Source organism: Achromobacter sp. MUI-25009338 (assembly GCF_057359325.1).
In genome coordinates this window covers 367,587-389,403 of record NZ_CM170627.1, presented here as the reverse complement: position 1 = coordinate 389,403, position 21,817 = coordinate 367,587, and the positions used below count along the sequence as shown (strand labels likewise).

Annotated in this window: 18 protein-coding genes; 12 read left to right on the top strand and 6 right to left on the bottom strand. The window is 68.9% G+C overall.

The window, feature by feature from the left end; genetic code table 11:
- Window positions 1-16: 16 nt before the first annotated feature.
- Window positions 17-850 (bottom strand): enoyl-CoA hydratase/isomerase family protein, encoded by an 834-nt coding sequence (locus tag AC1IQ6_RS01825; RefSeq protein WP_111826086.1) that lies wholly within the window; start codon window positions 848-850, stop codon window positions 17-19.
- Between the two features lie 101 nt (window positions 851-951).
- Between AC1IQ6_RS01825 and AC1IQ6_RS01820 the strand changes: the two genes are divergently transcribed.
- The 3 genes from AC1IQ6_RS01820 (at window position 952) to AC1IQ6_RS01810 (ending at window position 4,180) form a co-directional block, all read left to right on the top strand.
- Window positions 952-1,815: an NAD(P)H-hydrate dehydratase gene (locus tag AC1IQ6_RS01820; protein ID WP_485865718.1), complete on the top strand. Its 864-nt coding sequence runs from the start codon at window positions 952-954 to the stop codon at window positions 1,813-1,815.
- A 150-nt stretch (window positions 1,816-1,965) separates the two neighbouring features.
- A complete protein-coding gene (locus AC1IQ6_RS01815; RefSeq protein WP_102773220.1) occupies window positions 1,966-2,199 on the top strand; it encodes a hypothetical protein in 234 nt (77 codons plus the stop codon).
- 367 nt (window positions 2,200-2,566) lie between these two features.
- Window positions 2,567-4,180, top strand: a complete 1,614-nt coding sequence (locus tag AC1IQ6_RS01810; protein WP_111826087.1) for an ABC transporter substrate-binding protein — start codon at window positions 2,567-2,569, stop codon at window positions 4,178-4,180.
- A gap of 54 nt (window positions 4,181-4,234) precedes the next feature.
- On the opposite strand, the gene AC1IQ6_RS01805 is transcribed toward AC1IQ6_RS01810, so the two are convergent.
- The gene (locus AC1IQ6_RS01805) at window positions 4,235-5,146 is read right to left on the bottom strand and encodes a LysR family transcriptional regulator (RefSeq protein ID WP_111826088.1); all 912 of its coding nucleotides are present in this window, start codon (window positions 5,144-5,146) and stop codon (window positions 4,235-4,237) included.
- A gap of 277 nt (window positions 5,147-5,423) precedes the next feature.
- Between AC1IQ6_RS01805 and AC1IQ6_RS01800 the strand changes: the two genes are divergently transcribed.
- From AC1IQ6_RS01800 to dapD, 9 genes are all read left to right on the top strand, one after another.
- The gene (locus AC1IQ6_RS01800) at window positions 5,424-6,395 is read left to right on the top strand and encodes a M14 family metallopeptidase (protein ID WP_111826089.1); all 972 of its coding nucleotides are present in this window, start codon (window positions 5,424-5,426) and stop codon (window positions 6,393-6,395) included.
- Window positions 6,396-6,453: 58 nt separating this feature from the next.
- A complete protein-coding gene (locus AC1IQ6_RS01795; protein ID WP_111826090.1) occupies window positions 6,454-8,082 on the top strand; it encodes an ABC transporter substrate-binding protein in 1,629 nt (542 codons plus the stop codon).
- A 42-nt stretch (window positions 8,083-8,124) separates the two neighbouring features.
- Window positions 8,125-9,102 carry an ABC transporter permease gene (locus tag AC1IQ6_RS01790; RefSeq protein ID WP_102773215.1) on the top strand — a complete coding sequence of 326 codons (978 nt, stop codon included), beginning with the start codon at window positions 8,125-8,127 and terminating at the stop codon, window positions 9,100-9,102.
- A gap of 6 nt (window positions 9,103-9,108) precedes the next feature.
- A complete protein-coding gene (locus AC1IQ6_RS01785; protein ID WP_102773214.1) occupies window positions 9,109-10,029 on the top strand; it encodes an ABC transporter permease in 921 nt (306 codons plus the stop codon).
- Between the two features lie 114 nt (window positions 10,030-10,143).
- Window positions 10,144-11,127 carry an ABC transporter ATP-binding protein gene (locus tag AC1IQ6_RS01780; RefSeq protein ID WP_102773213.1) on the top strand — a complete coding sequence of 328 codons (984 nt, stop codon included), beginning with the start codon at window positions 10,144-10,146 and terminating at the stop codon, window positions 11,125-11,127.
- Window positions 11,124-12,134, top strand: a complete 1,011-nt coding sequence (locus AC1IQ6_RS01775) for an ABC transporter ATP-binding protein (RefSeq protein WP_102773212.1) — start codon at window positions 11,124-11,126, stop codon at window positions 12,132-12,134. Before AC1IQ6_RS01780 ends, AC1IQ6_RS01775 begins: the two co-directional genes overlap by 4 nt.
- Window positions 12,134-13,039, top strand: coding sequence for an alpha/beta hydrolase (locus AC1IQ6_RS01770; RefSeq protein ID WP_102773211.1), 906 nt, complete (start codon window positions 12,134-12,136; stop codon window positions 13,037-13,039). Before AC1IQ6_RS01775 ends, AC1IQ6_RS01770 begins: the two co-directional genes overlap by 1 nt.
- A gap of 38 nt (window positions 13,040-13,077) precedes the next feature.
- Window positions 13,078-14,208, top strand: a complete 1,131-nt coding sequence (locus AC1IQ6_RS01765) for a M20 family metallopeptidase (RefSeq protein WP_111826092.1) — start codon at window positions 13,078-13,080, stop codon at window positions 14,206-14,208.
- Between the two features lie 80 nt (window positions 14,209-14,288).
- Window positions 14,289-15,272, top strand: coding sequence for a 2,3,4,5-tetrahydropyridine-2,6-dicarboxylate N-succinyltransferase (dapD, locus tag AC1IQ6_RS01760; protein WP_485865717.1), 984 nt, complete (start codon window positions 14,289-14,291; stop codon window positions 15,270-15,272).
- A gap of 3 nt (window positions 15,273-15,275) precedes the next feature.
- Here the strand turns inward: dapD and AC1IQ6_RS01755 are convergent, their stop codons facing one another.
- The 4 genes from AC1IQ6_RS01755 to hemE all read right to left on the bottom strand — a co-directional run bounded on the left by AC1IQ6_RS01755 (window position 15,276) and on the right by hemE (window position 21,814).
- On the bottom strand, window positions 15,276-16,115 hold the full coding sequence (locus AC1IQ6_RS01755) for a class II glutamine amidotransferase (RefSeq protein WP_102773208.1): 840 nt from the start codon (window positions 16,113-16,115) through the stop codon (window positions 15,276-15,278).
- Between the two features lie 85 nt (window positions 16,116-16,200).
- Window positions 16,201-18,264: a UvrD-helicase domain-containing protein gene (locus tag AC1IQ6_RS01750; protein WP_102773207.1), complete on the bottom strand. Its 2,064-nt coding sequence runs from the start codon at window positions 18,262-18,264 to the stop codon at window positions 16,201-16,203.
- A gap of 96 nt (window positions 18,265-18,360) precedes the next feature.
- Window positions 18,361-20,448, bottom strand: coding sequence for a primosomal protein N' (locus AC1IQ6_RS01745; RefSeq protein WP_485865716.1), 2,088 nt, complete (start codon window positions 20,446-20,448; stop codon window positions 18,361-18,363).
- Between the two features lie 292 nt (window positions 20,449-20,740).
- Complete coding sequence (gene hemE, locus AC1IQ6_RS01740) at window positions 20,741-21,814, bottom strand: uroporphyrinogen decarboxylase (RefSeq protein ID WP_485865715.1); 1,074 nt, start codon at window positions 21,812-21,814, stop codon at window positions 20,741-20,743.
- Window positions 21,815-21,817 lie beyond the last annotated feature (3 nt).

The window sequence follows — 21,817 nt, the reverse complement described above, 5'->3', positions numbered from 1 at the left end:
CAGCCGGCATCCCCCCTCAGAACGGCGAATCCGGCCGGAAGTTCGGCGCCCGGCGTTCGCGCAGGGACTGGATGCCTTCGCGCACGTCCGGGCCGCCGAAGCCCATGAACTCCAGGGCCAGCGAGGTATCGAAGCTGGGGCCGGCCATGCGCAGCCAGTTGTTCAGCGAGTACTTGGTCCAGCGGATGGCGGTCTGGGAGCCGGCCGCCAGCCGGTTGGCGATCTCGAAGGCGCGGCCGATGAGTTCGGCCTCGTCCACGCACAGCGACACCAGGCCGATGCGCTCGGCCTCTTCGCCGGTGACGGTTTCGCACAGCATCAGGTAGTACTTGGCGCGCGCCATGCCGCACAGCAGCGGCCAGACGATGGCGGCGTGGTCGCCGGCCGTCACGCCCAGGCGGGTATGCCCGTCGATGATGCGCGCGTCGCGCGCGGCGATGGAAATATCGGCCAGCAGCCCCGCCACCAGGCCCGCGCCCACCGCTGCGCCGTGCATGGCGGACACGATGGGCTTGTTGCAGTTGATGATGTTGTAGACCAGGTCGCGCGCCTCGCGCCAGACGCGGGCGCGCACGTCGAAGTCGTCGGCCATCTGCTGCACCAGGTCCAGGTCGCCGCCGCCCGAGAAGCCCTTGCCTTCGCCGCGGATCACCACCACGCGGGTGTCCGGATCGGTGTCGATGTCGCGCCAGATGTCGGCCAGTTCGCGGTGCATGCGGTCGTCGGCCGTGGACAGCTTGCCCGGCACGCCGCCGCGCGAGCCCATGATGAGTTCCAGCACGCCGCCCGGGTGGCGGCGCAGCTTCAGGGCCTCGTAGGCCGCATAGTGTTCGAGGGTGATGTCGGTCATTGTCTGCTCCATGTCGTTATTCCCGGGCGCCGGGCCGTTGCGGCGCACTATAGTGGATACCGGCATCTACCTTAAGCCGAATCCGTCCGGAGCCCCAGCCCATGAATACTTCCGCCCCGCCGTCCGGCGGCATGATCGACCCGGCCGCCCTGCCCGCCCTGTTCGCCCCACGCGGCCCGGACACGCACAAAGGCAGTTTCGGCACCGTCGGCGTGGTGGGCGGCGGGCCGGGCATGACCGGCGCGGCGCTGCTGGCCGCGCGCGCCGCGCTGAAAACCGGCGCCGGCAAGGTGCTGGTCGGCTTCGCCCAGGAGGCCGCACCGCTGGCCTGCGACCCGCTGCAGCCCGAGCTGATGCTGCGCGACGCCCGCTCGCTGCTGGAAGCGGACCTGGGCGTCACCGCCTGGGTGGCCGGCTGCGGCATCGGCACCGGCCTGCTGGCCGCCAATATCCTGTCCGAACTGTTCGTATTGCGGCGCGAGGCGCCGCTGGTGCTGGACGCCGACGCCCTGAACCTGCTGGCGCGCGGCGAGATCCAGCCCGGCTGGGGCGCCGGCCCGGTGGTGCTCACCCCCCATCCGGCCGAGGCGGCGCGCCTGCTGGGCGCCGGCACCGCCGACGTCCAGGCGGACCGGCCGGGCGCGGCCCGCGAGCTGGCCCGGCGCTACGGCGCGTGGATCGTGCTCAAGGGCGCGGGCACCGTGGTGTGCTCGCCGCAAGGCGCGCTGCAGACCAACCCCAGCGGCAACCCGGGGCTGGCCACCGCCGGCACCGGCGACGTGCTGGCCGGGATGCTGGGCGCGCTGCTCGCGCAGCAGTTGCCGCTGGAGCAGGCCGTGGCCGGCGCCGTCTGGCTGCACGGCGCAGCGGCCGACGCCCTGGTGGCCGCGGGCATCGGGCCCGTCGGCCTGACGGCGGGGGAGCTGGCCGACGCCGCCCGCCGCCTGCGCAACGGCGGCCGATAAGGCGCTTTCCCAGGGGAAATGTCCCGTAAGTGCCTGCCGCATAAACATTTTTACAACATACTAGGGGTTTACCCTAAAAGACTCGTTGCTTTTATCCTAGGGTTATCCCTATAATGGTTTACCCCATGACGAAACGGACTGGAGAAAGCCATGAGCGAACTGACCCTGAACCACACTGCCCGCCTGACCGACGCGCTGGAGCGTGACCTGCTCCGCGGCGCTCTCGAAAACCAACCGAATGCCCATCCGCTGACCAGCCTGAAGAAGGCCGGCAAAGCCGTGATCGGAGCCGTTGCCGCCGTGCTGTCCTTCATCGACGAAGTGAACGATTCGATGAACAAGGCCCGCGCCGCCAGCTCGCGCTTCTCCGGCTCGCAGTGGTAAGCCCTGCCGCGCCGGCCTGAATCGCGATCGATCTCCCGCGATCAGTCTGGCGCGCCCCGCCTGCCGGGACATCGGCAGGCGGCCTTCGGCGCCGCGACCCTCACCGCAGCGCCTTCGCGCCGCGCCGGCCCCGTATTCCGGGGCCCCCGCGACGCCCTCTCTCCCCTTCCTCTCGGCGTTTTCCCTAGCGCCGCAATCGCCGTTGCAGATTGACAGCGCGCGAAGCCCCTACCGATAATCGGCCCCTTGCCGTCGTGCCTGGCGCCAAAACTCCCTGAGCTCCCCAGCGGGCGGCCCGCCTGCGCGGCCGGCGCAGGCGGTTACGCGCAAGCACGATCCGGTTCGTTCCCCATCCGGAGTTGTCACCATGAAGTTGCGCACCACGCTGGCCCTTGCGGCCGCCGCCATTCCCTTGGCCGCCGCCCAGGCCCAGACGCTGAAGATCGGCCTGTCGGCCGAACCCACCTCGGCGGACCCCCACTATCACAAGATGACGCAGAACGATGCGTTCTCGGCGCACGTCTACAGTTCGCTGGTGGGCCGCAGCGCCGACATGAAGCTGGTGCCGGCGCTGGCCACCTCGTGGAAGACCCTGGACGACAATACCTGGGAATTCAAGCTGCGCGACGACGTCAAGTTCTCCAACGGCAAGCCGTTCACGTCCGAGGACGTGCTGTTCACCATCTGCCGCACGCTGAACAACGAAACCAACGTGTCGCAGTCCTACATGGACATGACCAAGCGCATCACCGACGTGCAGACGCCGGACGCGCACACCGTGATCATCAAGACCGGCGAGCCGTTCCCGCTGATGCCGGCCGAACTGGCCCGCTCGCTGCCCATCATCTGGAACGGCATCGTCGAGCACGGCAAGCTGACGTTCGATCCCAAGAAGGGTTGCGGCGTCACCGGCGCCTGGCCCACGGTGGCCGACTTCAACAACGGCAAGGACGCCATCGGCACCGGCCCGTATACCCTGAAGTCCTACGTCAAGGGCACCGGCATCGAGCTGGTGCGCAACGAGAACTACTGGGGTCCCAAGCCCTACTGGAAGGAAGTGAAGTTCGTGCCGGTGCCCTCGGCCGGCCCGCGCCTGACCGGCCTGCTGTCGGGCGACTTCGACATGATCGAAAACCCGGCCGCGCGCGATCTGCCGCGCCTGAAGGACAATCCGAAGTTCGGCTTCGTGGCCACGCCGTCGACCCGCCTGGTGTTCTTCCAGCCGGACGTCGCCCGCAACCCCAGCCCCTTCGTCAAGAGCGCCGACGGCAAGAACCCGCTGCAGGACCTGCGCGTACGCAAGGCGATTTCGATGGCCATCGACCGCAAGGCCATCACCGCCCGCATCATGGACGGCATGGCCACCCCGGCCTACCAGTACATGCCCGACGGCATGTTCGGCGCCCTGCCCAAGGCCCCGGAAATCAAGTACGACCCCGAGGGCGCGAAGAAGCTGCTGGCCGAGGCCGGCTACCCCAACGGCTTCGAGCTGACCCTGTCCTCGACCAACGACCGCTACGTCAACGACGGCCAGGTGGCGCAGGCCGTGGCCCAGTACCTGGCCCGCGTCGGCATCAAGACCAACGTGGACGCCATGACGGCTTCCATCTATTTCCCCAAGCGCGCCAAGCGCGAGTTCAGCTTCTCGATGGGCGGCTGGCCGGCGGAAACGGGTGAGGCCTCGGCGCTGTTCCAGCTGTGGGTGGCCTCGCTGGATTCGCCCAAGAGCCTGGGCACCAGCAACTACGGCGGCTTCAGCAACGCCGAGTTCGACAAGGTCTACAAGCAGGCCATCGTGACGGTGGACGCGCCCAAGCGCGAGCAGCTGCTGCAGCAGTCCACCCAGATCGCGCTGGACAACGTGCCGCTGATCCCGCTGCACTTCGAAAGCAGCATCTGGGCCTTCCGCAAGGGCATCACCTACGAAGGCCGCCGCGACCAGTACACGCTGGCCACCTCGGTCACGCCCGACAAGAAGTAATCGGGTCCGTCCGAACCTGAAAACGGCTGCCCGCGGGCAGCCGTTTTTTATTGGCTAGGCCGCGCTGCCTTGCAGCGCGCGGTCCAGTTCCTGCGACAGCAGCGCCACGAAGGCCTCGGCCGCCGGCGGCAGCACCCGGCCCGGCATGACCTGGATCTGCAGGGTGCGCGACTGCAGTTCGGCGTTGGAGATCGGCACGGCGATCAATTCGTCGCGCCGCAGGCTCCAGGCCACCGAGATATAGCCGCTGAGCATGATGGCGTCGGAGCCGAACACGAAGCCGTGCAGCGGCGAAGAATCATTGCAGGTCAGCGCCGGCTCCAGCTGCACCGACTCCAGCGCGCAGCCCATTTCGAACAGCTGGCGGGTGGTGGTGCCCGGCCCGGTCAGCGCAAGCGGGTATTTGCTCAGGTCCTGCAGGCTGACGCTGGCGCGGCCGGCCAGGGGATGGTCGGCCGCCATGACCGCGTGCACAGGCGCGCGCCGCGAGTAGCGCGCGCTGACCCCGCCGATGCGCTCGGCGATGAAGGCCATGCCCAGCTCGGCGCTGCCTTCGACCACCCGGCGGCTGACCTCGGCGGGCGAGCCCACGTGCAGGTCGAAGCGGATGTCCGGCCAGTCGCGGCGAAACCGCGCCATCACCGAGGGCAGGAAAATGCGCGCCACGCCCTCGACCGAGGCCACGCGGATCTCGTTGCGCGCCACGCCCTTGAGCGCGGCGATCTCCTGCAGCACCGAATCGGCTTCCAGCATGGTGCGCCGCGCGTGCGCCAGCATCAGTCGCCCCGCCTCGCTCAGCACCATGCCGCGGGCCGCGCGCTCGAACAGCGGCGCCCCCGCCTCCTCCTCCAGCTTGGCGATCTGCCGGCTGATGGCCGACACCGCCACGTGCAGGCGCTCGGAAGCGCCGCTCAGGCTGCCCGCCTGGGCGACCTCCAGAAAGTACTTCAAGGCGATGCCGTGCACGTCCGACCTCCAGGCCCACGGGGAATGGTTGAGCAAGCTTTGCCTTTTCCGCAAAGCTCACGATAAATTTTCTAATTGTAGAGAAAGCAACCAAGCTCCTAGAATTCGGCCAATACTCGAAGGCGGCGCGCCCATGACGCGCCCCATATATAAGGGAAAACCCGTGTTTGCAGCCATTCCAGCGCACCTGACCGTGCGCCGCGCGGCCATTTCCGGCGCCTAGCCGTCAACGTCCGCGCCATCGCCTATACAATCCCGTCGCTTCATCGGAGTCCCCATGCCTACGCCCGCCGCCGCGTCTGTTCCGCGCCCATTTCTACTTGCCTGTCCGGACCTGTCCGCAGAGCGGTCGGGCAACACGGACACGCCGGGCGTCTGGCATTTCGATTCGGGCGCGCCGGGCCGGCATGTGATGCTCAGCGCGCTGATCCACGGCAACGAACTGTGCGGCGCCTGGGCGCTGAAAGAGGCGCTGGCCGCCGGCCTGCGGCCGCGCCGCGGCTCGCTGACGCTGGCGTTCTGCAACCTGGCGGCCTTCGACCGCTTCGATCCCGCCAACTATGCCCCTGCCCGCTTCGTCGACGAAGACATGAACCGGGTCTGGAGCGGCGACAAGCTCGACACGCCCAGCAGCCAGGAACGGCGCCGCGCCGCCGAACTGCGGCCCTGGGTGGAGCGGGCCGACTGGCTGCTGGACTTCCACTCGATGAGCAATTCCGACGTGCCGCTGCAGCTGACCGGCATGCAGCAGCGCAATATCGACCTGGCGCTGGAACTGGGCAATCCGGGCACCATCATCGCCGACGCCGGCCACGCCGCCGGCGTGCGCATGCGCGACTACGGCCGCTTCGGTGCGGCCGGTGAGAACGGCACCCGCTCGCTGCTGATCGAATGCGGCTTTCACGGCGCGCCCGAGGCGCGCGACGTGGCCGTCGACCAGATGGCGCGCTTCCTGGCGGCGGCCGGCGCCGTGGACCGCGGCGACCTGCCCGCCTCCTGGTTCGCCCCCGACGCGCCGGCGCAGCGCGCGCTGCGCGTCACCCACGCCATCGCCGCCAAGAGCGCGGATTTCCGCTTCGCCCAGCCCTGGAAGGGCCTGGAGACGCTGGCCAAGGCCGGCACGCTGATCGGCTGGTCCGAAGGCGAGCCGGTGGTCACGCCCTATGACGATTGCGTGCTGATCATGCCCTCGACCGCCAACCTGCGGCCCGGCGTGACCGTGGTGCGGCTGGCGCAGCCCATCGCCTGACGCGTCCGGCGCGCCGCGCCGCCACATAACATCCGAGACAGCAAAGGGGAAAAAAACCATGCCCGCCCAGACCTACTACCGCAGCCTCATCGCCGCCTGTACGCTGGCCGCATGTGCGCCGGCGCTGGCCCAGGACGCCGGCGTCCTCAGGATCGGCCTTTCGTCCGAGCCGACCTCGATGGACCCGCACTATCACCAGGCCACGCCGAACGACGCGATGACCTCGCACATGTTCGAGACGCTGGTGGGGCAGGACGCCAAGATGAACCTGATCCCGCGCCTGGCCACGGCCTGGAAGCCGGTGGACGACACGACCTGGGAATTCACGCTGCGCGAGGGCGTCAAGTTCTCCAACGGCCAGCCGTTCACGGCGCAGGACGTGCTCTTCACCTTCTGCCGCGTGGTCAACAACGAGCAGTCCATCAGCAGCTCGTATCCGTCCATCGTGCAGAAGTTCGCCGACGTGCAGGTGCGCGACGGCAATACCCTGGTGATCAGGACGCGCCAGCCCTATCCGCTGCTGCCCAACGACCTGACCCGCATGGGCATGCTGTGGAACGGCATCGCCGAACACGGCCCCATCACCTTCGACCTGAAGAACAAGTGCGGCGTCACCGGCGCCTGGCCCACCGTGGCCGACTTCAATACCGGCCGCTCGGTGATCGGCACCGGGCCGTACACCCTGAAAAGCTACGTCAAGGGCACCGGCATCGAGCTGACGCGCAACGACGCCTACTGGGGCGACAAGCCGGCATGGAAGGACGTGAAGCTGGTGCCGGTGCCGGCCGCCGGCCCGCGCCTGACCGGCCTGCTGGCGGGCGACTTCGACCTGATCGAAAACCCCGCCGCGCGCGACGTGAAGCGCATCTCCGAGACCCCGGGCTTCGGCCACGTCATCACCCCCTCGGTGCGCGTGGTGTACTTCCAGCCCGACGTGGGCCGCGATCCCAGTCCGCTGGTCAAGGCCGCCAACGGCAAGAATCCCCTGCAGGACGTGCGCGTGCGCCGCGCGATTTCGCTGGCCATCGACCGCAAGACCATCGCCGCCCGCATCATGGACGGCGCCGCCACGCCGGCCAACCAGTTCCTGCCCGACGGCATGTTCGGCACGCTGCCCAATCCGCCCGAGCTCAAGTACGACCCGGCCGCCGCCAGGAAGCTGCTGGCCGAGGCCGGCTACCCGGACGGCTTCGAGCTGACCGTCTCGTCCACCAACGACCGCTACATCAACGATGCGCAGGTCACGCAGGCGGTGGCGCAATACCTGTCGCGCGTGGGCATCAAGACCACCGTGGACACCATGACGCGCTCGGTCTACTTCCCCAAGCGCGCCAAGCGCGAGTTCAGCTTCGCCATGGGCGGCTGGTCGTCCGAAACCGGCGAAGCCTCGTCCTTCCTGCAGTACTGGGTCAGCAAGTACGACAAGGAACACGGCCTGGGCACCAGCAACTACGGCGGCTATGACAACCCCGAGTTCGACGGCGTGTTCAAGCGCGCCCTGGTCACCGTGGACCCGGCCGCGCGCGAAAAACTGCTGCAGCAGTCGCTGACCCTGGCGCTGGCCGACCTGCCCAGCATCCCCCTGCATTTCGAAAGCAGCATCTGGGCGTTCCGCAAGGGCCTGACCTACGAAGGCCGGGCCGACCAGTACACGCTGGCCATGTCGGCCAGGCCCGCCAACAAATAAGGTCTACACCCCCAACCCCGAGCCCACCAAGGAAATCATCAAGTGGCCCTCTTCATCCTACGCAGACTGATCCAGAGTCTGTTCGTGCTGCTGGCCGTGTCGGTCGTGGTCTTCTTCGCGGTCTACGCGGTGGGCGATCCGATCGAGCTGCTGGTCAGCCCCGAAGCCAGCCAGGCCGCGCGCGAGGCGATGATCGCCCGCCTCGGCCTGGACCTGCCGGTGTGGCAGCAATACACGGGCTTTCTATGGCGCGCGCTGCACGGCGACCTGGGCACGTCCTTCGTGCACGGCATCCCCGCCATCGAGCTGATCGTGCAGCGCATCCCTGCCACCTTCGAACTGGTGGTCGTGGCCATCCTGCTGACCTGCGTGTTCGGCATTCCGCTGGGCCTGGTCGCGGGCCTGTACCGCGACCAGCCGCTGGGCCGCGGCATCATGGCCTCGTCGGTGCTGGGCTTTTCGCTGCCCAACTTCTGGCAGGGCATGATGCTGATCCTGCTGTTCGCGGTGTGGCTGGGCTGGCTGCCGGCCACGGGCCGCGGCGACACGGTCAGCGTGCTGGGCGTGCCGCTGTCGATCCTGACCGCCGACGGCTGGTCGCACCTGATCATGCCGGCCATCAACCTGGCGCTGGCCAACATCGCGCTGGTGCTGCGCCTGACGGCCTCCGGCGTGGTCGAGGCGCGCAGCCAGGACTACGTGAAGTTCGCCCGCGCCAAGGGCGTCAAGCCCGGCCGCATCGTGCGCCGCCACATCCTGCGCAACATCCTGATCCCCGTGGTCACCGTGATCGGCATGGAGTTCGGCACCCTCATCGCCTACTCCACCATCACCGAGACCGTGTTCGCATGGCCGGGCATGGGCAAGCTGCTCATCGACAGCGTCTATCAGCTCGACCGCCCGGTCGTGGTGGCCTACGTGATGCTGGTCACCCTGATCTTCGTGATCATCAACCTGGTTGTGGACATCCTGTACGCCACGCTCGACCCGCGCGTGCAGCTCGTGACTCCCGCTCAATAATCCGCCATGGCTCAAATTCCCAATCCCGGCCGCACCCGCACCGTCCAGCCCCTGGCCGAGACGCCCCGGCGCGCCGCCATCCTCAAGAAACTGCACGCGCGCCCGACGGTGCGCGGCTCCGTCATCGCGCTGGCCATCCTGATCGTCCTGGTGGTCTTCGCGCCCTACTTCGCGCCGCAGAACCCTTACGACCTGGCCAACCTGTCGCTCATGGACGGCCGCCTGGCGCCGCGCCAGGCGCTGATGGACGGCAGCATCGCCTGGCTCGGCACCGACGACCAGGGCCGCGACATGCTCAGCGCCATCCTGTATGGCCTGCGCATCAGCCTGATGGTGGGCCTGTCCGCCGTGGTGCTGGCCACCGCGGTCGGCGGCGCGGTCGGCCTGGTGGCCGCCTACATCGGCGGCCTGGTCGACACCGTGCTGATGCGCATCGTGGACTTCATCCTGGGCTTTCCCACCATCCTGGTGGCGCTGGTGCTGCTGGTGGTGCTGGGGCGCGGGGTGGACAAGGTGATCCTCGCCCTGGTGCTGGTGCAGTGGGGCCACTACGCGCGCATCATGCGCGGCCGCGCGCTGCAGGAACGCCGCAAGGAATACGTGGAAGCGGCCGCCAACCTGGGCTTTCCGGCCTGGCGCATCATGCTGTTCCATTTGCTGCCCAACTGCCTGGGCCCCGTGATGGTGTTCGCCACCATCCAGATCGCCACCGCCATCGCGCTGGAAGCGACGCTGTCGTTCCTGGGCGTGGGCGTGCCGATCACCGAACCCTCGCTGGGCCTGTTGATCTCCAACGGCTTCCAGTACCTGCTGTCGGGCGACTACTGGATCAGCCTGTTCCCGGGCATCGCCCTGCTGCTGCTGATTCTTTCCATCAACATCGTGGGCGACCGCCTGCGCGAAGCCCTGGACCCGCGACGAGCATGAACAGCCCACCCCCGAAGCGCTGCGCGCTTCCCCCTCAAGGGGGCGCCGCTGCGGACCGGCAAAGCCGGCTCCGCGCGGCCCCGCTGGGCAATGCCCGCGCAATGGAAATCTGAAATGAGCGAAACCCTACTGGAGGTGCGCGGCCTGCGCACCGCATTCCATACCGAGGCCGGCGCCTGGCTGGCGGTCGACGGCGTCGACCTGACCGTGCGCCGCGGCGAGATCGTCGGCCTGGTCGGCGAGTCCGGCTCCGGCAAATCCGTCACCGGCTTTTCGCTGCTGGGCCTGATCGACCCGCCCGGCGAAGTGGTGGACGGCGAAGTGAAGTTCAAGGGCACCGACCTGCGCAAGCTCTCCGAAGAACAGATGCGCCAGTTGCGCGGCAACCGCATCGCCATGATCTTCCAGGACCCGCTGATGACGCTCAACCCGGTGCTGCGCATCGGCGAGCAGATGATGGAGGCCATCCTCACGCACGAGAACGTCTCGCGCGCCGAGGCCGAGGAGCGCTGCCGCGAGGCGCTGGCGATGGTGGGCATCCCCTCGCCGGAAAAGCGCCTGAAGAGCTATCCGCACGAATTCTCGGGCGGCATGCGCCAGCGCGTGGCGATCGCCATCGCGATGCTGAACAAGCCCGACCTGATCATCTGCGACGAGCCGACCACGGCGCTGGACGTCACCATCCAGGGCCAGATCCTCTACCGCATGCAGGAGATCTGCCGCGAGCACGACACGGCGCTGATCTGGATCACCCACGACTTGGGCGTGGTGGCCGAGCTGGCCGACCGCGTGGCCGTGATGTATGCCGGCCGCATCGTCGAAAGCGGCCCGGTCGAGCAGGTGCTGGACGCCCCGCGCCACCCCTATACCAAGGGCCTGCTCGACTCCATGCCCGGCGCCACCCGGCCCGGCGCGCGCCTGCACCAGATCGACGGCATGGCCCCCAGCCTGGCCGGCCGCCCCTCGGGCTGTCCGTTCCGTCCGCGCTGCACCAGCGCCGTCACGCGCTGCACCGAGCAAGCGCCCACCGTCACCACCGAAGGCCCGCGCAGCTACCGCTGCTATGCGCCGATTGCCCGCGAGGCCCAGTCCGTATGAGCCAAGCCGATACTCCCGTCATCGAGCTCAAGAACGTCCATAAGCGATTCGAGCAGCGTCCCGACCTGGCCCAGCGCATCCTGGCCGTGGCCGGCCGCCCCATCGACCGCCGCACCGTCTACGCGGTCAACGGCGTGGACCTGTCGATCAGGCGCGGCGAAGTGCTGGGCCTGGTCGGCGAATCCGGTTGCGGCAAGTCCACGCTGGGCCGCGTCGTGGCCGGCCTGCACCGCCAGACCGAAGGCGAACTGCTGTACCAGGGCCGCGACGCCAACCGCTTGCGCGGCGCGGACAAGCTGGCCTATACGCTGGGCGTGCAGATGATCTTCCAGGACCCGCAGGCCTCGCTCAATCCGCGCCAGCGCCTGCGCCAGATCCTGGGCGAAGCGCTCAAGGTCCACAAGCTGGCGCCGGCCGCCGAGATTCCGGCGCGCATCGACCGCGCGCTCGCCGAAGTGGGCCTGGACGCCGAATACCGCGACCGCTTCCCGCACCAAATCTCCGGCGGCCAGCGCCAGCGCATCGGCATCGCCCGCGCGCTGATGGTGGCGCCCAAGTTCCTGGTCTGCGACGAACCGGTGGCCGCGCTGGACGTGTCCATCCAGGCCCAGGTCATCAACCTGTTCATGGATCTGCGCGAACAGCACGGTTTCACGTACCTGTTCATCAGCCATGACCTGGGCGTGGTCAAGCACATCTCCGACCGCGTGGCCATCATGTACCTGGGCAAGATCGTGGAAATCTCCACCTCGGCCGAGATCTTCGCGCGCGCCAACCACCCGTACACTCAGGCCCTGATGGCCGAAGTGCCGGACGTGGGCCGCCGCGGCCGCAAGTTCACCCCGATCAAGGGCGAGATCCCCTCGCCCCTGAATCCGCCGCCGGGCTGCACCTTCAATCCCCGCTGCCCCCACGCCATGCCGCGCTGCCGCGAACAGGCGCCGGAACTGAAAGAAATCTCGGCGGGCCACTGGTCGGCCTGCCACCTGAATGAGGCGCACGCCTGATGAAACCTTCCGAAATGTCCAACGTCGACCGCATCGCCATCGAACTGGGCCATGCCGGCCGCAACGCCATCCAGTACGTGGACGAGGACCGCAACGCCGACCGTCCGTTCAAGCTGCAGACCTACCGCCCCTACGGCTACACGCCGGACCGGCCGGTGGTCATCGTGCAGCACGGCGTGCTGCGCAACGGCGACGAATACCGCGACTTCTGGGTGCCCGCCGCCGACAAGCACAAGCTGCTGATCGTGGCGCCGACCTTCTCCAACGAGATCTGGCCCGGCGTGGAAAGCTACAACAACGGCCGCGTGTTCTCGGCCGGCGGCAATCCGCGCCACGTCGACGGCTGGACCTATGCGCTGGTCGGCAACGTCATCAAGGACCTGATCGCCGCCGAGATCACCGACGGCCAGAACGTCCACCTGTTCGGCCATTCGGCGGGCGGCCAGTTCGTGCACCGCCTGATGAGCAGCCAGTCGCACGCGCCGTTCAAGGCCGTGACCGCCGGCAACCCGGGCTGGTACACCCTGCCCACCTTCGACCATCCCTTCCCCGAAGGCATGGACGGCGTCGGCCTGACCGAAGCGCACCTGGTGAAGCTGCTGGCCTATCCCATGACCATCCTGGCCGGCGACCAGGACATCGCCACCGACGACCCCAACCTGCCGTCCGAGCCGGCCGCCATGCGCCAGGGACCGCACCGTTTCGCGCGCGCGCAGAACTACTACGAGTTCGGCCGCAAGGAAGCCGAGCGCCGCGGCGTGCCGTTCGGCTGGAAGCTGCAGGTCGTGCCCGGCATCGGCCACGACGGCCGCGCCATGTCCGCGGTGTGCGCCAGCCTGTGGTTCGACGGCTGCATGCCCGACGCCGCCGAACTGGCCCGCCTGGCCGGCCAGCAGGTCGCCTGAGCGCCTTCCCTTTCCCTTAGCCCGAATCCGATACCGCCATGTCCACCACCCCCAGCACCGAACAGATCGTCGCCGGCATCCAGAGCTGGCTGCAATGCGAATCGCCCTCGAATTTTCCCGAAGGCATCGCCGCGATGGCGCGCATCATCGCCGACTACGCCGCGGCCGCCGGCCTGACGGTGGAGCTGTCGTCCCTGGGCCCGGCCACCGGCCCGCTGCTGTACGTCACCAACCGCGCCCCCGGCGACAGCCGCCCCGGCATCCTGATCCTGGCCCACATGGACACCGTCCACCCGGTCGGCACGCTGCTGGAGAACCCGGTGCGCATCGAGGGCGACCGCCTCTACGGCCCCGGCGGCTACGACATGAAGGCCGGCATCTACCTGGCGCTGTCGGCCCTGGCCGGCCTGGCGCAGCCCGACGCGACCCGGCTGCCCGTGGACATGCTGGTGGTGCCGGACGAGGAAACCGGCAGCCATGCCTCGCGCCCGCACATCGAGCGCTTCGCCGCCAACGCCAAGTACGCGCTGGTGTGCGAGCCGGCCCGCGCCAACGGCGGCAAGTGCGTCACGGCGCGCAAGGGCACCGGCATGCTCAACCTGAACGTCAAGGGCCGTCCGGCGCACGCCGGCATGAACCACGACAAGGGCCGCAGCGCCATTCGCGAAATGGCGCACCAGGTGCTGGCGCTGGAAGCCATGACCGATTATGAGCGCGGCATCACCGTCAGCGTGGGCACCATCGCCGGCGGCACCGTGACCAACACCGTGCCGGCGCAGTGCCGCTGCGTGGTGGACTTCCGCGTGCCCGACATGGGCGCCGCCGAGGACGTGCTGCGCCGCATGCGCGAACTGTGCGCGGTGGGCCCGGACGTGGAGCTGGACATCGACGTGGAGCTGAACCGCCCGCCGATGGTCAAGACCGAGGCCGCGGCCCAACTGCTGGCGCTGGTGCAGGGCTACGCCGAGCGCGCCGGCTTCCTGCTGGAAGACGCCCCCATGACCGGCGGCGGCAGCGACGCCAACTTCACCTCCGCCATGGGCATCCCCACGCTCGACGGCCTGGGCGCCGACGGCGACGGCGCGCATACCCTGAACGAATACGTGCTGGTCTCGACGCTGGAACAACGCCAGAAGTTCTGGCAGCTGCTGCTCAAAGAACTGGTCTGAGAGGGCGCGCGCGGCCTCGGGGGACGCGGGCGTTTTGTCCTAGAATTTACCCCCCGAGACCGCGCCCCGCCCTTCCGATCATGTCCGACTCCCACACGCCCCTCAGCGCCATCGCCTATGGCGTCGCCACGCTGGCCGCCGACGGCAGCATCCTGGACACCTGGTATCCCCGCCCCTCGCTGGCCGAAGGCGCGCCCGCCACCGGCACCCGCCACCTGAGCCCCGAAGAGGCGCGCGCCGCCCTTGGCGAACACGTGCCCACGGCGCTGGTGCGCGACACCCGCCGCAAGGTGGACATCGTGGCCGTGCGCACCGCCATCGCCTCGCTGGACGAGTCGCCGGTCGACGCGCACGACGCCTATCTGCGCCTGCACCTGCTCAGCCACCGGCTGATCCGCCCGCACGACGCCAACCTCGACGGCCTGTTCAACGTGCTGTCCAACGTGGCCTGGACCTCGGCCGGCCCCTGCGCGGTCGACCAGGTCGACGCGCTGCGCTGGCACCTGCGCGCCTCGGGGCAGGTGCTGGAGATCCGCGGCGTGGACAAGATTCCGCGCATGACCGACTACGTCGTGCCCGGCGGCGTGCGCATCGCCGACACCGCGCGCGTGCGGCTGGGCGCGCACCTGTCGCCCGGCACCACGGTGCTGCATGAAGGCTTCTGCAATTTCAACGCCGGCACGCTGGGCGCCTCGATGGTCGAGGGCCGCATCAGCGCCGGCGTCATCGTCGACGACGGCAGCGATATCGGCGGCGGCGCTTCCATCATGGGCACCATGTCCGGCGGCGGCAAACAGGTGGTGTCCATCGGCAAGCGCTGCCTGCTGGGCGCGAATTCGGGCATCGGCATTTCGCTGGGCGACGACTGCGTGGTCGAGGCCGGCTGCTACATCACCGCCGGCACCCGCGTGCTGACGCCGGAAGGCGCGGTGGTCAAGGCCACGTCGCTGGCGGGCCAGCACGGCCTGCTGTTTCGCCGCAACTCGCAGACCGGCGCGGTCGAGTCGCTGGTGCGCACCGCCGCCTGGGGCACGCTGAACCCGGCCCTGCATAGCGGGCACTGAGCGCTACCGCCCCGGCGGCACCGGCGCGAACGGATGATGGGTCACGCTGCCGCGGCCGGCGATGATGGCCGTGGCCTCGGGCACTTCTTCCCAGGCGCCGGGCATTTCGGTCAGGGGCTCGGACAGCAGCAGGAAGGCATCGTCGTCCAGGGCCGCGATCTGCGCGTTGTCGGGGTACAGCTCGCGCAGGTGGCGCACGCAGGTGTTGTGGAACAGCGTGCGCGAATCGCCCTCGCTGGAATAGCGCACCGCGATCAGGCGCTGGCCGTCCAGCGCGCAGACCGTCATGTTGATCGGCTGCGCCACGCCGTGCCGCCTGCCGGTCTCTTCCACCGCGCCCACCATGCGCGCCAGGCCCAGCACCGGGTCTTCCTCCAGGCCGAAGCTGAGCGCCAGCAGGAACATCACTTCCGAATCGGTGGAGCCTTCCAGCGAGCCGAAATACGCCGGCGCGATCATCAGCATCAGGTCGCGCCGCAGCAGCGGGTAATCGCGGATGACGCCGTTGTGCACGAACAGCCACTGCCCGTGGCGAAACGGATGGCAGTTGGTTTCCTGGGCCGGCGTGTCGGTGGCCGCGCGGATGTGGGCGACGAACAGCGGCGCATGGATGGCGCGCGCCGCCTCGCGCAGGTTGCGGTCGTTCCAGGCCGGATGCACGCTGCGGTAGCGGAACGGCGGCTCCGGCGCGCGGCCGTACCAGCCCAGGCCGAATCCGTCGCCATTGGTGGTGGTCGCGCCCATGCGCGCATGCAGGCTCTGGTCGATGAGGGAGTGCCGGGCCTTGAACAGCACGCTCTCCATCTGGATGGGACTACCGGTATAGGCTAGCCAACGGCACATGGCGCGCTCCTTGTCTGTGGCGGGCAACCCCGCGCGGTCCAGTGTAGGAGCAGCCGGCGCGCTTGTCCAAGCGCGCCCGGACGGCCTATTTCTTCAGCAGCGCCTTGAGCATGGCCATGCGCTCTTTCGGGTTCATGGCGGCCGTGGCCTCGTCCTCCTGGATGCGCACGTCGCCCAGGCCCATCTCCTCGATGAAGCGCGAGGGCTCGCGCACCAGGTCCTCGCGCGCGCGGCGGCGGCGCTTGCACCAGCTCAGGTTCAGGCTGCGCTGCGCGCGCGTGATGCCCACGTACATCAGCCGCCGCTCTTCCTGGATGCGGGTGGCCAGGTTCTCGGCGGCGCGCGCCGGGTCGCCGACCTCGTCGTCCTTGCCCAGGTGCGGCAGCAGGCCTTCTTCGACGCCGGCCAGGTATACGTGCGGATACTCCAGCCCCTTGGAGGCGTGCAGCGTGGACATCTTCACCGCGTCGGGCTCTTCCTCTTCGCCGCGCTCGAGCATGGTGACCAGCGCCACGTGCTGCACCAGGTCGAACAGCGTCATGTCGTCTTCCTCGGCCTTGCGCTTGAGCCAGCCGGTCAGCTCCTGCACGTTCTGCCAGCGCGTCTGCGCGGGCCGTTCCTCGAAGAGTTCGTACAGGTGGCGTTCGTACTGGATCGCCTCCAGCAGGTCGTCCAGGATCACGCCGGCGGGCTCGGCCGGCGCGGCGTCCCCGGCCGTGGCCGCGCCGCGCCCGGCGCGCCACTGCATGCGGCGGATGAATTCGGCGAAGGTGCGCAGCGGCTCCAGCTGGCGCGGCGCCAGCAGGCTTTCCAGCCCGGTCTCGGCCACCGCCGCCAGCAGCGACAGTTCGCGGCTGGCGGCGTACTGGCCCAGCACCTGCAAGGTGGCCTGGCCGATGCCCCGCTTGGGCGTGGTGGCCGCGCGGATGAAGGCGGGATCGTCGTCGTCGTTGGCCAGCAGCCGCAGATAGGCCAGCACGTCGCGCACTTCGGCCTTGTCGAAAAAGCTCTGGCCGCCGGAGATGGTGTACGGAATCTTCAGGTTGCGCAGCGCCTGCTCCAGGATGCGCGACTGGTGGTTGCTGCGGTACAGGATGGCGAAATCCTTCCACTGCGCCTGGCGCTCGAAGCGCGCCGCCGACACCTTCATCGCGATCGATTCGGCCTCGTGCTCCTCGCCGTCCATGGCCGACACCAGGATCGGCTCGCCCACGCCCAGCTCGGACCACAGCTTTTTTTCGAACAGCTTGGGATTCTTTTCGATCACCTGGTTGGCGGCGGCCAGGATGCGCTGGACCGAGCGGTAGTTCTGCTCCAGCTTGATGAGCTTGATGTTGGGATAGTCGGTCGTCAGCTTGGCCAGGTTCTCGATGGTGGCGCCGCGCCAGGCGTAGATGGCCTGGTCGTCGTCGCCCACCGCCGTGAACATGGCGCGCGGCCCGGTCAGCAGCTGCACCAGGCGGTACTGGCACACGTTGGTGTCCTGGTATTCGTCCACCAACAGGTAGCGCACGCGGTTCTGCCAGCGGGTGCGCACCTCTTCGTTATTGGCCAGCAGCTGGGCCGGGATGCGGATCAGGTCGTCGAAGTCCACCGCCTGGTAGGCCGCCAGCGTGGCCGCGTAGCTGCGGTACACGTTGGCCGCCTCCACGTCGCCCGGCGTGATGGCCTCGCGCGCGGCGTCGTCCGGCTCCATCAGCGCGTTCTTCCACAGCGAGATGATGCCCTGCACGTGGCGCAGCCGCGCCTTGTCGGTGGTGCCCAGCAGTTCCTGGATGATGGCCATGGCGTCGTCGGCGTCCAGGATGGAGAACGTGGGCTTCAGGCCGGCGTTGCGCGCTTCCTCGCGCAGCATCTTCACGCCCAGCGAGTGGAAGGTGCTGATGATCAGCCCCTTGGAAAGCTTGCGGTCCACCAGCGTCTTGACGCGCTCGTCCATCTCGCGCGCGGCCTTGTTGGTGAAGGTCAGCGCCACCACGTTGCGGCCCATGTAGCCGCATTCGCGCAGCAGGTAGGCGATCTTCTGCGTGATCACCCGGGTCTTGCCGCTGCCGGCGCCGGCCAGCACCAGGCAGGGGCCGTCCAGGTACAGCACCGCCTCCCTCTGGGCGGGGTTCATGCCTAGGCCTATGGGTTCGCTTGCGGACATTTGGATCGTGGGGTCGGGCGGCGCGGCGCGGCGACGCCGGCGCGAAAGAGGACAAAGATCATAGAACAATCGGGCGGCGGGCGCATGGCCCGGCCCTCAGATCTCCAGGGGGTCGACTTCCAGCTGCCAGCGCACGCGCGCCTCGTTGGCGAGATAAGGCAGGTGGTGCGACCAGGACGCCAGGAAGGCCTGCAGGGCCGGACGGCTGCTGCTTTCGACCAGCAGCTGGGCGCGTTCGATATTGGCCACGCGCACCACCCGCAGCGGCACGGGGTCGTACAGCATGATGGCGTCCAGGCCCGGAAAGTCCGCCGCCCATTCGCCTTCGGGCAGGGCGCGCGCGCGTTCCAGGAAATCCTTGGCCACCTTCAGCTCGCGCGCCTCGGCGGTCAGCAGCGCCTGGTAGACGTAGGGCGGCAGGCCGGTGCTTTCGCGCTCGCGCAGCGCGTGGCGGGCGAAACCCGCGTAGTCGTGGCGCAGCAGCGCCTGGTAGACCGGCTGCTCGGGGTAGCCGGTCTGGATCAGCACCTCGCCGTTGCCCTGGTGGCGCCCGGCCCGGCCGGCCACCTGCATCAGCTGCGCGAACAGGCGCTCCGGCGCGCGGAAATCGTGCGCGAACAGCATGGAGTCGGCGTTCAGCACGCCCACCAGCCCCAGCCGCGCGAAATCGTGGCCCTTGGCCACCATCTGCGTGCCCACCAGGATGTCCACCTCGCCGGCGTGGACCGAGGCGAACAGCGCCTCGGCGCTGCCCTTCTTGCGCGTGCTGTCGGCGTCGATGCGCAGGATGCGGGCCTCGGGGAACAGCTCGGCCAGGTGTTCCTCCACGCGCTGGGTGCCGCGCCCCATCGGCGCCAGGTCCTGGTCGCCGCATTCGGGGCAGGCGCGCGGCACCGGGGCCTGATAGCCGCAATGGTGGCATTGCAGGCGGTGGCCGCGGCCCTCGGTGCGGTGCAGCACGGTGAACGCGGTGCAGCGCGGGCAATTGCTGACCCAGGCGCAGGACTGGCAATGCAGCACCGGCGAATAACCGCGACGGTTCAGGAAGATCAGCGACTGCTCTTTGCGCTCCAGGCGCTGGCCGATGGCGTCGAGCAGTTGCGGCGACATGCCTTGCTTGAGCTGCAGCCGCCGCGTGTCCACCAGCCGCACCGTCGGCAGGCTGCTGGCGCGCGCCCGGCCAGGCAGGCTCAGGCGCAGGTAGCGGCCGCGCTCGGCGTGCTGCCAGGTCTCCAGCGACGGCGTGGCCGAGCCCAGCACCACCGGGATGCCGAGATCGTGGGCGCGCCACACGGCCAGGTCGCGCGCTGAATAGCGCAGGCCGTCCTGCTGCTTGTAGGAGGCGTCGTGCTCTTCGTCCACCACGATCAGGCCCAGCTCGCCCATGGGCGCGAAGACCGACATGCGCGTGCCCAGCAGCATGCGCGCCTGGCCGCGCTGGGCGCGGGTCCAGGCCTGCAGGCGCTCGCCGTCGGACAGGCCGCTGTGCATGACGGCCAGCCCGTCCGGCCCCACCAGCGCCTCCAGGCGCGCGCGCAGCGCGCCCTCGAGCTGCGGGGTCAGGTTGATTTCGGGCACCATCAGCAGCACCTGGCGGCCGGCGGCCAGCACGCGCTCGGCGGCGCGCAGGTACACCTCGGTCTTGCCGCTGCCGGTCACGCCGTGCAGCAGCACCGGCTTGAATCCGTCCAGCGCGGCGATGGCCTCGACCGCGCCCTGCTGGGCCTCGTTGAGCGCCGGCGGCTCGTCGGCCGCGGCCGGGGCTCGCACGGCCTTGCGCTTGCGCCCGTCCAGCCTGGCCACCGGCCCGCCGGCCGAGCGCTTGCCCTGGTACGCGGTGGGCTTGCGCAGCGGCGGCGGCAACGTGGGCAGCATCACTTCGCCCAGCGGCCGCTGGTAATAATCCGCGGCGAAGCGCGCCAGCCGCAGCCAGGCCTCGTCGAACGGCGGCAGGTCGTCCAGCACCGCCTCGATCGGCCGTATCTGCTTGGGGTCGTAGGACGGCTCGGCCGGGTTGTCCACAACCACGCCGATGAGCTTGCGGCGGCCGAACGGCACGATCACCCGCAGGCCCACCGTCACCGGCGCGTCGCTGCGGTAGTCGAAAGGACCGGGCAGGGGCACGTCCAGCGCCACCCGCACCCAGGCAGGCGGGGAAACCAAGGTGGCCTGCGCTTCAGACATGGAGGATCGGACTGTGCATAAGGGAGGATGACCCCGCCCGACGCGCTCCCGGCCTGTCCCCGCCTGTGGATAACTTTGGGGAAAAGGCTGGAGCAAGGTCGGAAATTGGAAAAAGCCTGGATTTCGTGAACCTGTGAATTCCTGTCAAAAATCCACGATTCACCTGAAAAAACAATGACTTGTACAATATTTCAAGATTGTAAACTAGCTTCTAAAGGGTTTTCCCCGAGAGCAATCTTGCTGTGCACAAGTGCGCGCTGCTCCGGCCCTGAGGGCCGAAGCGTTCACTCACTTACCCCCTCAGCGAGCGGCTGTGGCTGTGGACTTCATCGACCAATTCGGCTACGGCTTCCGGCGGAGTGAAGCGCGAAATGCCGTGGCCCAGGTTGAAGACGTGGCCGCCCTTGCCCACCGGGCCGAAGGCGTCCAGCACGCGGCGCGCTTCGGCGCGGATGGCCTGCGCGCCGCCGAACAGGGCCATCGGGTCCAGGTTGCCCTGGAAGGCGACGGCGTCGCCGGTGCGGCGCCGGGCGGCCGCCAGGTCGACGGTCCAGTCCAGGCCCACGGCGTCGCAGCCACAGGCCGCGATGTCCTCCAGCCACTGGCCGCCGCCCTTGGTGAAGACGATGACCGGCACCCGCCGGCCTTCGTTTTCGCGCTGGAGGCCGGCCACGACCTTGCGCGTGTAGGCCAGCGAGAATTGCTGGAACAGGCCGTCGGCCAGCACCCCGCCCCAGCTGTCGAACAGCATCACGGCCTGCGCGCCGGCGGCGATCTGCGCGTTCAGGTATTGCAGCGTGGCTTCGGCGTTGATCTCGAGGATGCGGTGCAGCAGGTCGGGACGCGCGTACAGCATGGTCTTGATCAGGCGGTAATCGTCGCTGCCCTGGCCTTCGACCATGTAGCAGGCGATGGTCCAGGGGCTGCCGGCAAAGCCGATCAGCGGCACCTTGCCGTCCAGTTCGCGCCGGATCACGCCGACCGCGTCGAACACGTAGCGCAGCCGCTCCATGTCGGGCACGGCCAGGCGCGCCACGTCTTCCTCGGTGCGCACCGGGCGGGCAAAGCGCGGGCCCTCGCCTTCGGCGAAGTCCAGGCCCAGGCCCATGGCGTGCGGCACCGTCAGGATGTCGGAGAACAGGATGGCCGCGTCCAGGTCGAAACGCGCCAGCGGCTGCAGCGTGACCTCGGCGGCATAGTCCGGATTCTGAGCGAGGCCCATGAAGGAACCTGCGCGCGCGCGGGTCTCGCGGTATTCGGGCAGGTAGCGTCCGGCCTGGCGCATCAGCCAGATCGGGGTGTAGGGCACGGGCTCGCGCAGCAGCGAGCGCAAGAACACATCGTTCTTCAAGACGGGAGCAGACACGAC

Excerpts from the sequence above, each read along its gene's own strand:
- AC1IQ6_RS01825 (WP_111826086.1), bottom strand. The coding sequence starts at position 850 with ATGACCGACATCACCCTCGAACACTATGCGGCCTACGAGGCCCTGAAG.
- AC1IQ6_RS01820 (WP_485865718.1), top strand. The coding sequence starts at position 952 with ATGAATACTTCCGCCCCGCCGTCCGGCGGCATGATCGACCCGGCCGCC.
- AC1IQ6_RS01815 (WP_102773220.1), top strand. The coding sequence starts at position 1,966 with ATGAGCGAACTGACCCTGAACCACACTGCCCGCCTGACCGACGCGCTG.
- AC1IQ6_RS01810 (WP_111826087.1), top strand. The coding sequence starts at position 2,567 with ATGAAGTTGCGCACCACGCTGGCCCTTGCGGCCGCCGCCATTCCCTTG.
- AC1IQ6_RS01800 (WP_111826089.1), top strand. The coding sequence starts at position 5,424 with ATGCCTACGCCCGCCGCCGCGTCTGTTCCGCGCCCATTTCTACTTGCC.
- AC1IQ6_RS01795 (WP_111826090.1), top strand. The coding sequence starts at position 6,454 with ATGCCCGCCCAGACCTACTACCGCAGCCTCATCGCCGCCTGTACGCTG.
- AC1IQ6_RS01785 (WP_102773214.1), top strand. The coding sequence starts at position 9,109 with ATGGCTCAAATTCCCAATCCCGGCCGCACCCGCACCGTCCAGCCCCTG.
- AC1IQ6_RS01780 (WP_102773213.1), top strand. The coding sequence starts at position 10,144 with ATGAGCGAAACCCTACTGGAGGTGCGCGGCCTGCGCACCGCATTCCAT.
- AC1IQ6_RS01775 (WP_102773212.1), top strand. The coding sequence starts at position 11,124 with ATGAGCCAAGCCGATACTCCCGTCATCGAGCTCAAGAACGTCCATAAG.
- AC1IQ6_RS01770 (WP_102773211.1), top strand. The coding sequence starts at position 12,134 with ATGAAACCTTCCGAAATGTCCAACGTCGACCGCATCGCCATCGAACTG.
- AC1IQ6_RS01765 (WP_111826092.1), top strand. The coding sequence starts at position 13,078 with ATGTCCACCACCCCCAGCACCGAACAGATCGTCGCCGGCATCCAGAGC.
- dapD (WP_485865717.1), top strand. The coding sequence starts at position 14,289 with ATGTCCGACTCCCACACGCCCCTCAGCGCCATCGCCTATGGCGTCGCC.
- AC1IQ6_RS01755 (WP_102773208.1), bottom strand. The coding sequence starts at position 16,115 with ATGTGCCGTTGGCTAGCCTATACCGGTAGTCCCATCCAGATGGAGAGC.
- AC1IQ6_RS01750 (WP_102773207.1), bottom strand. The coding sequence starts at position 18,264 with ATGTCCGCAAGCGAACCCATAGGCCTAGGCATGAACCCCGCCCAGAGG.
- AC1IQ6_RS01745 (WP_485865716.1), bottom strand. The coding sequence starts at position 20,448 with ATGTCTGAAGCGCAGGCCACCTTGGTTTCCCCGCCTGCCTGGGTGCGG.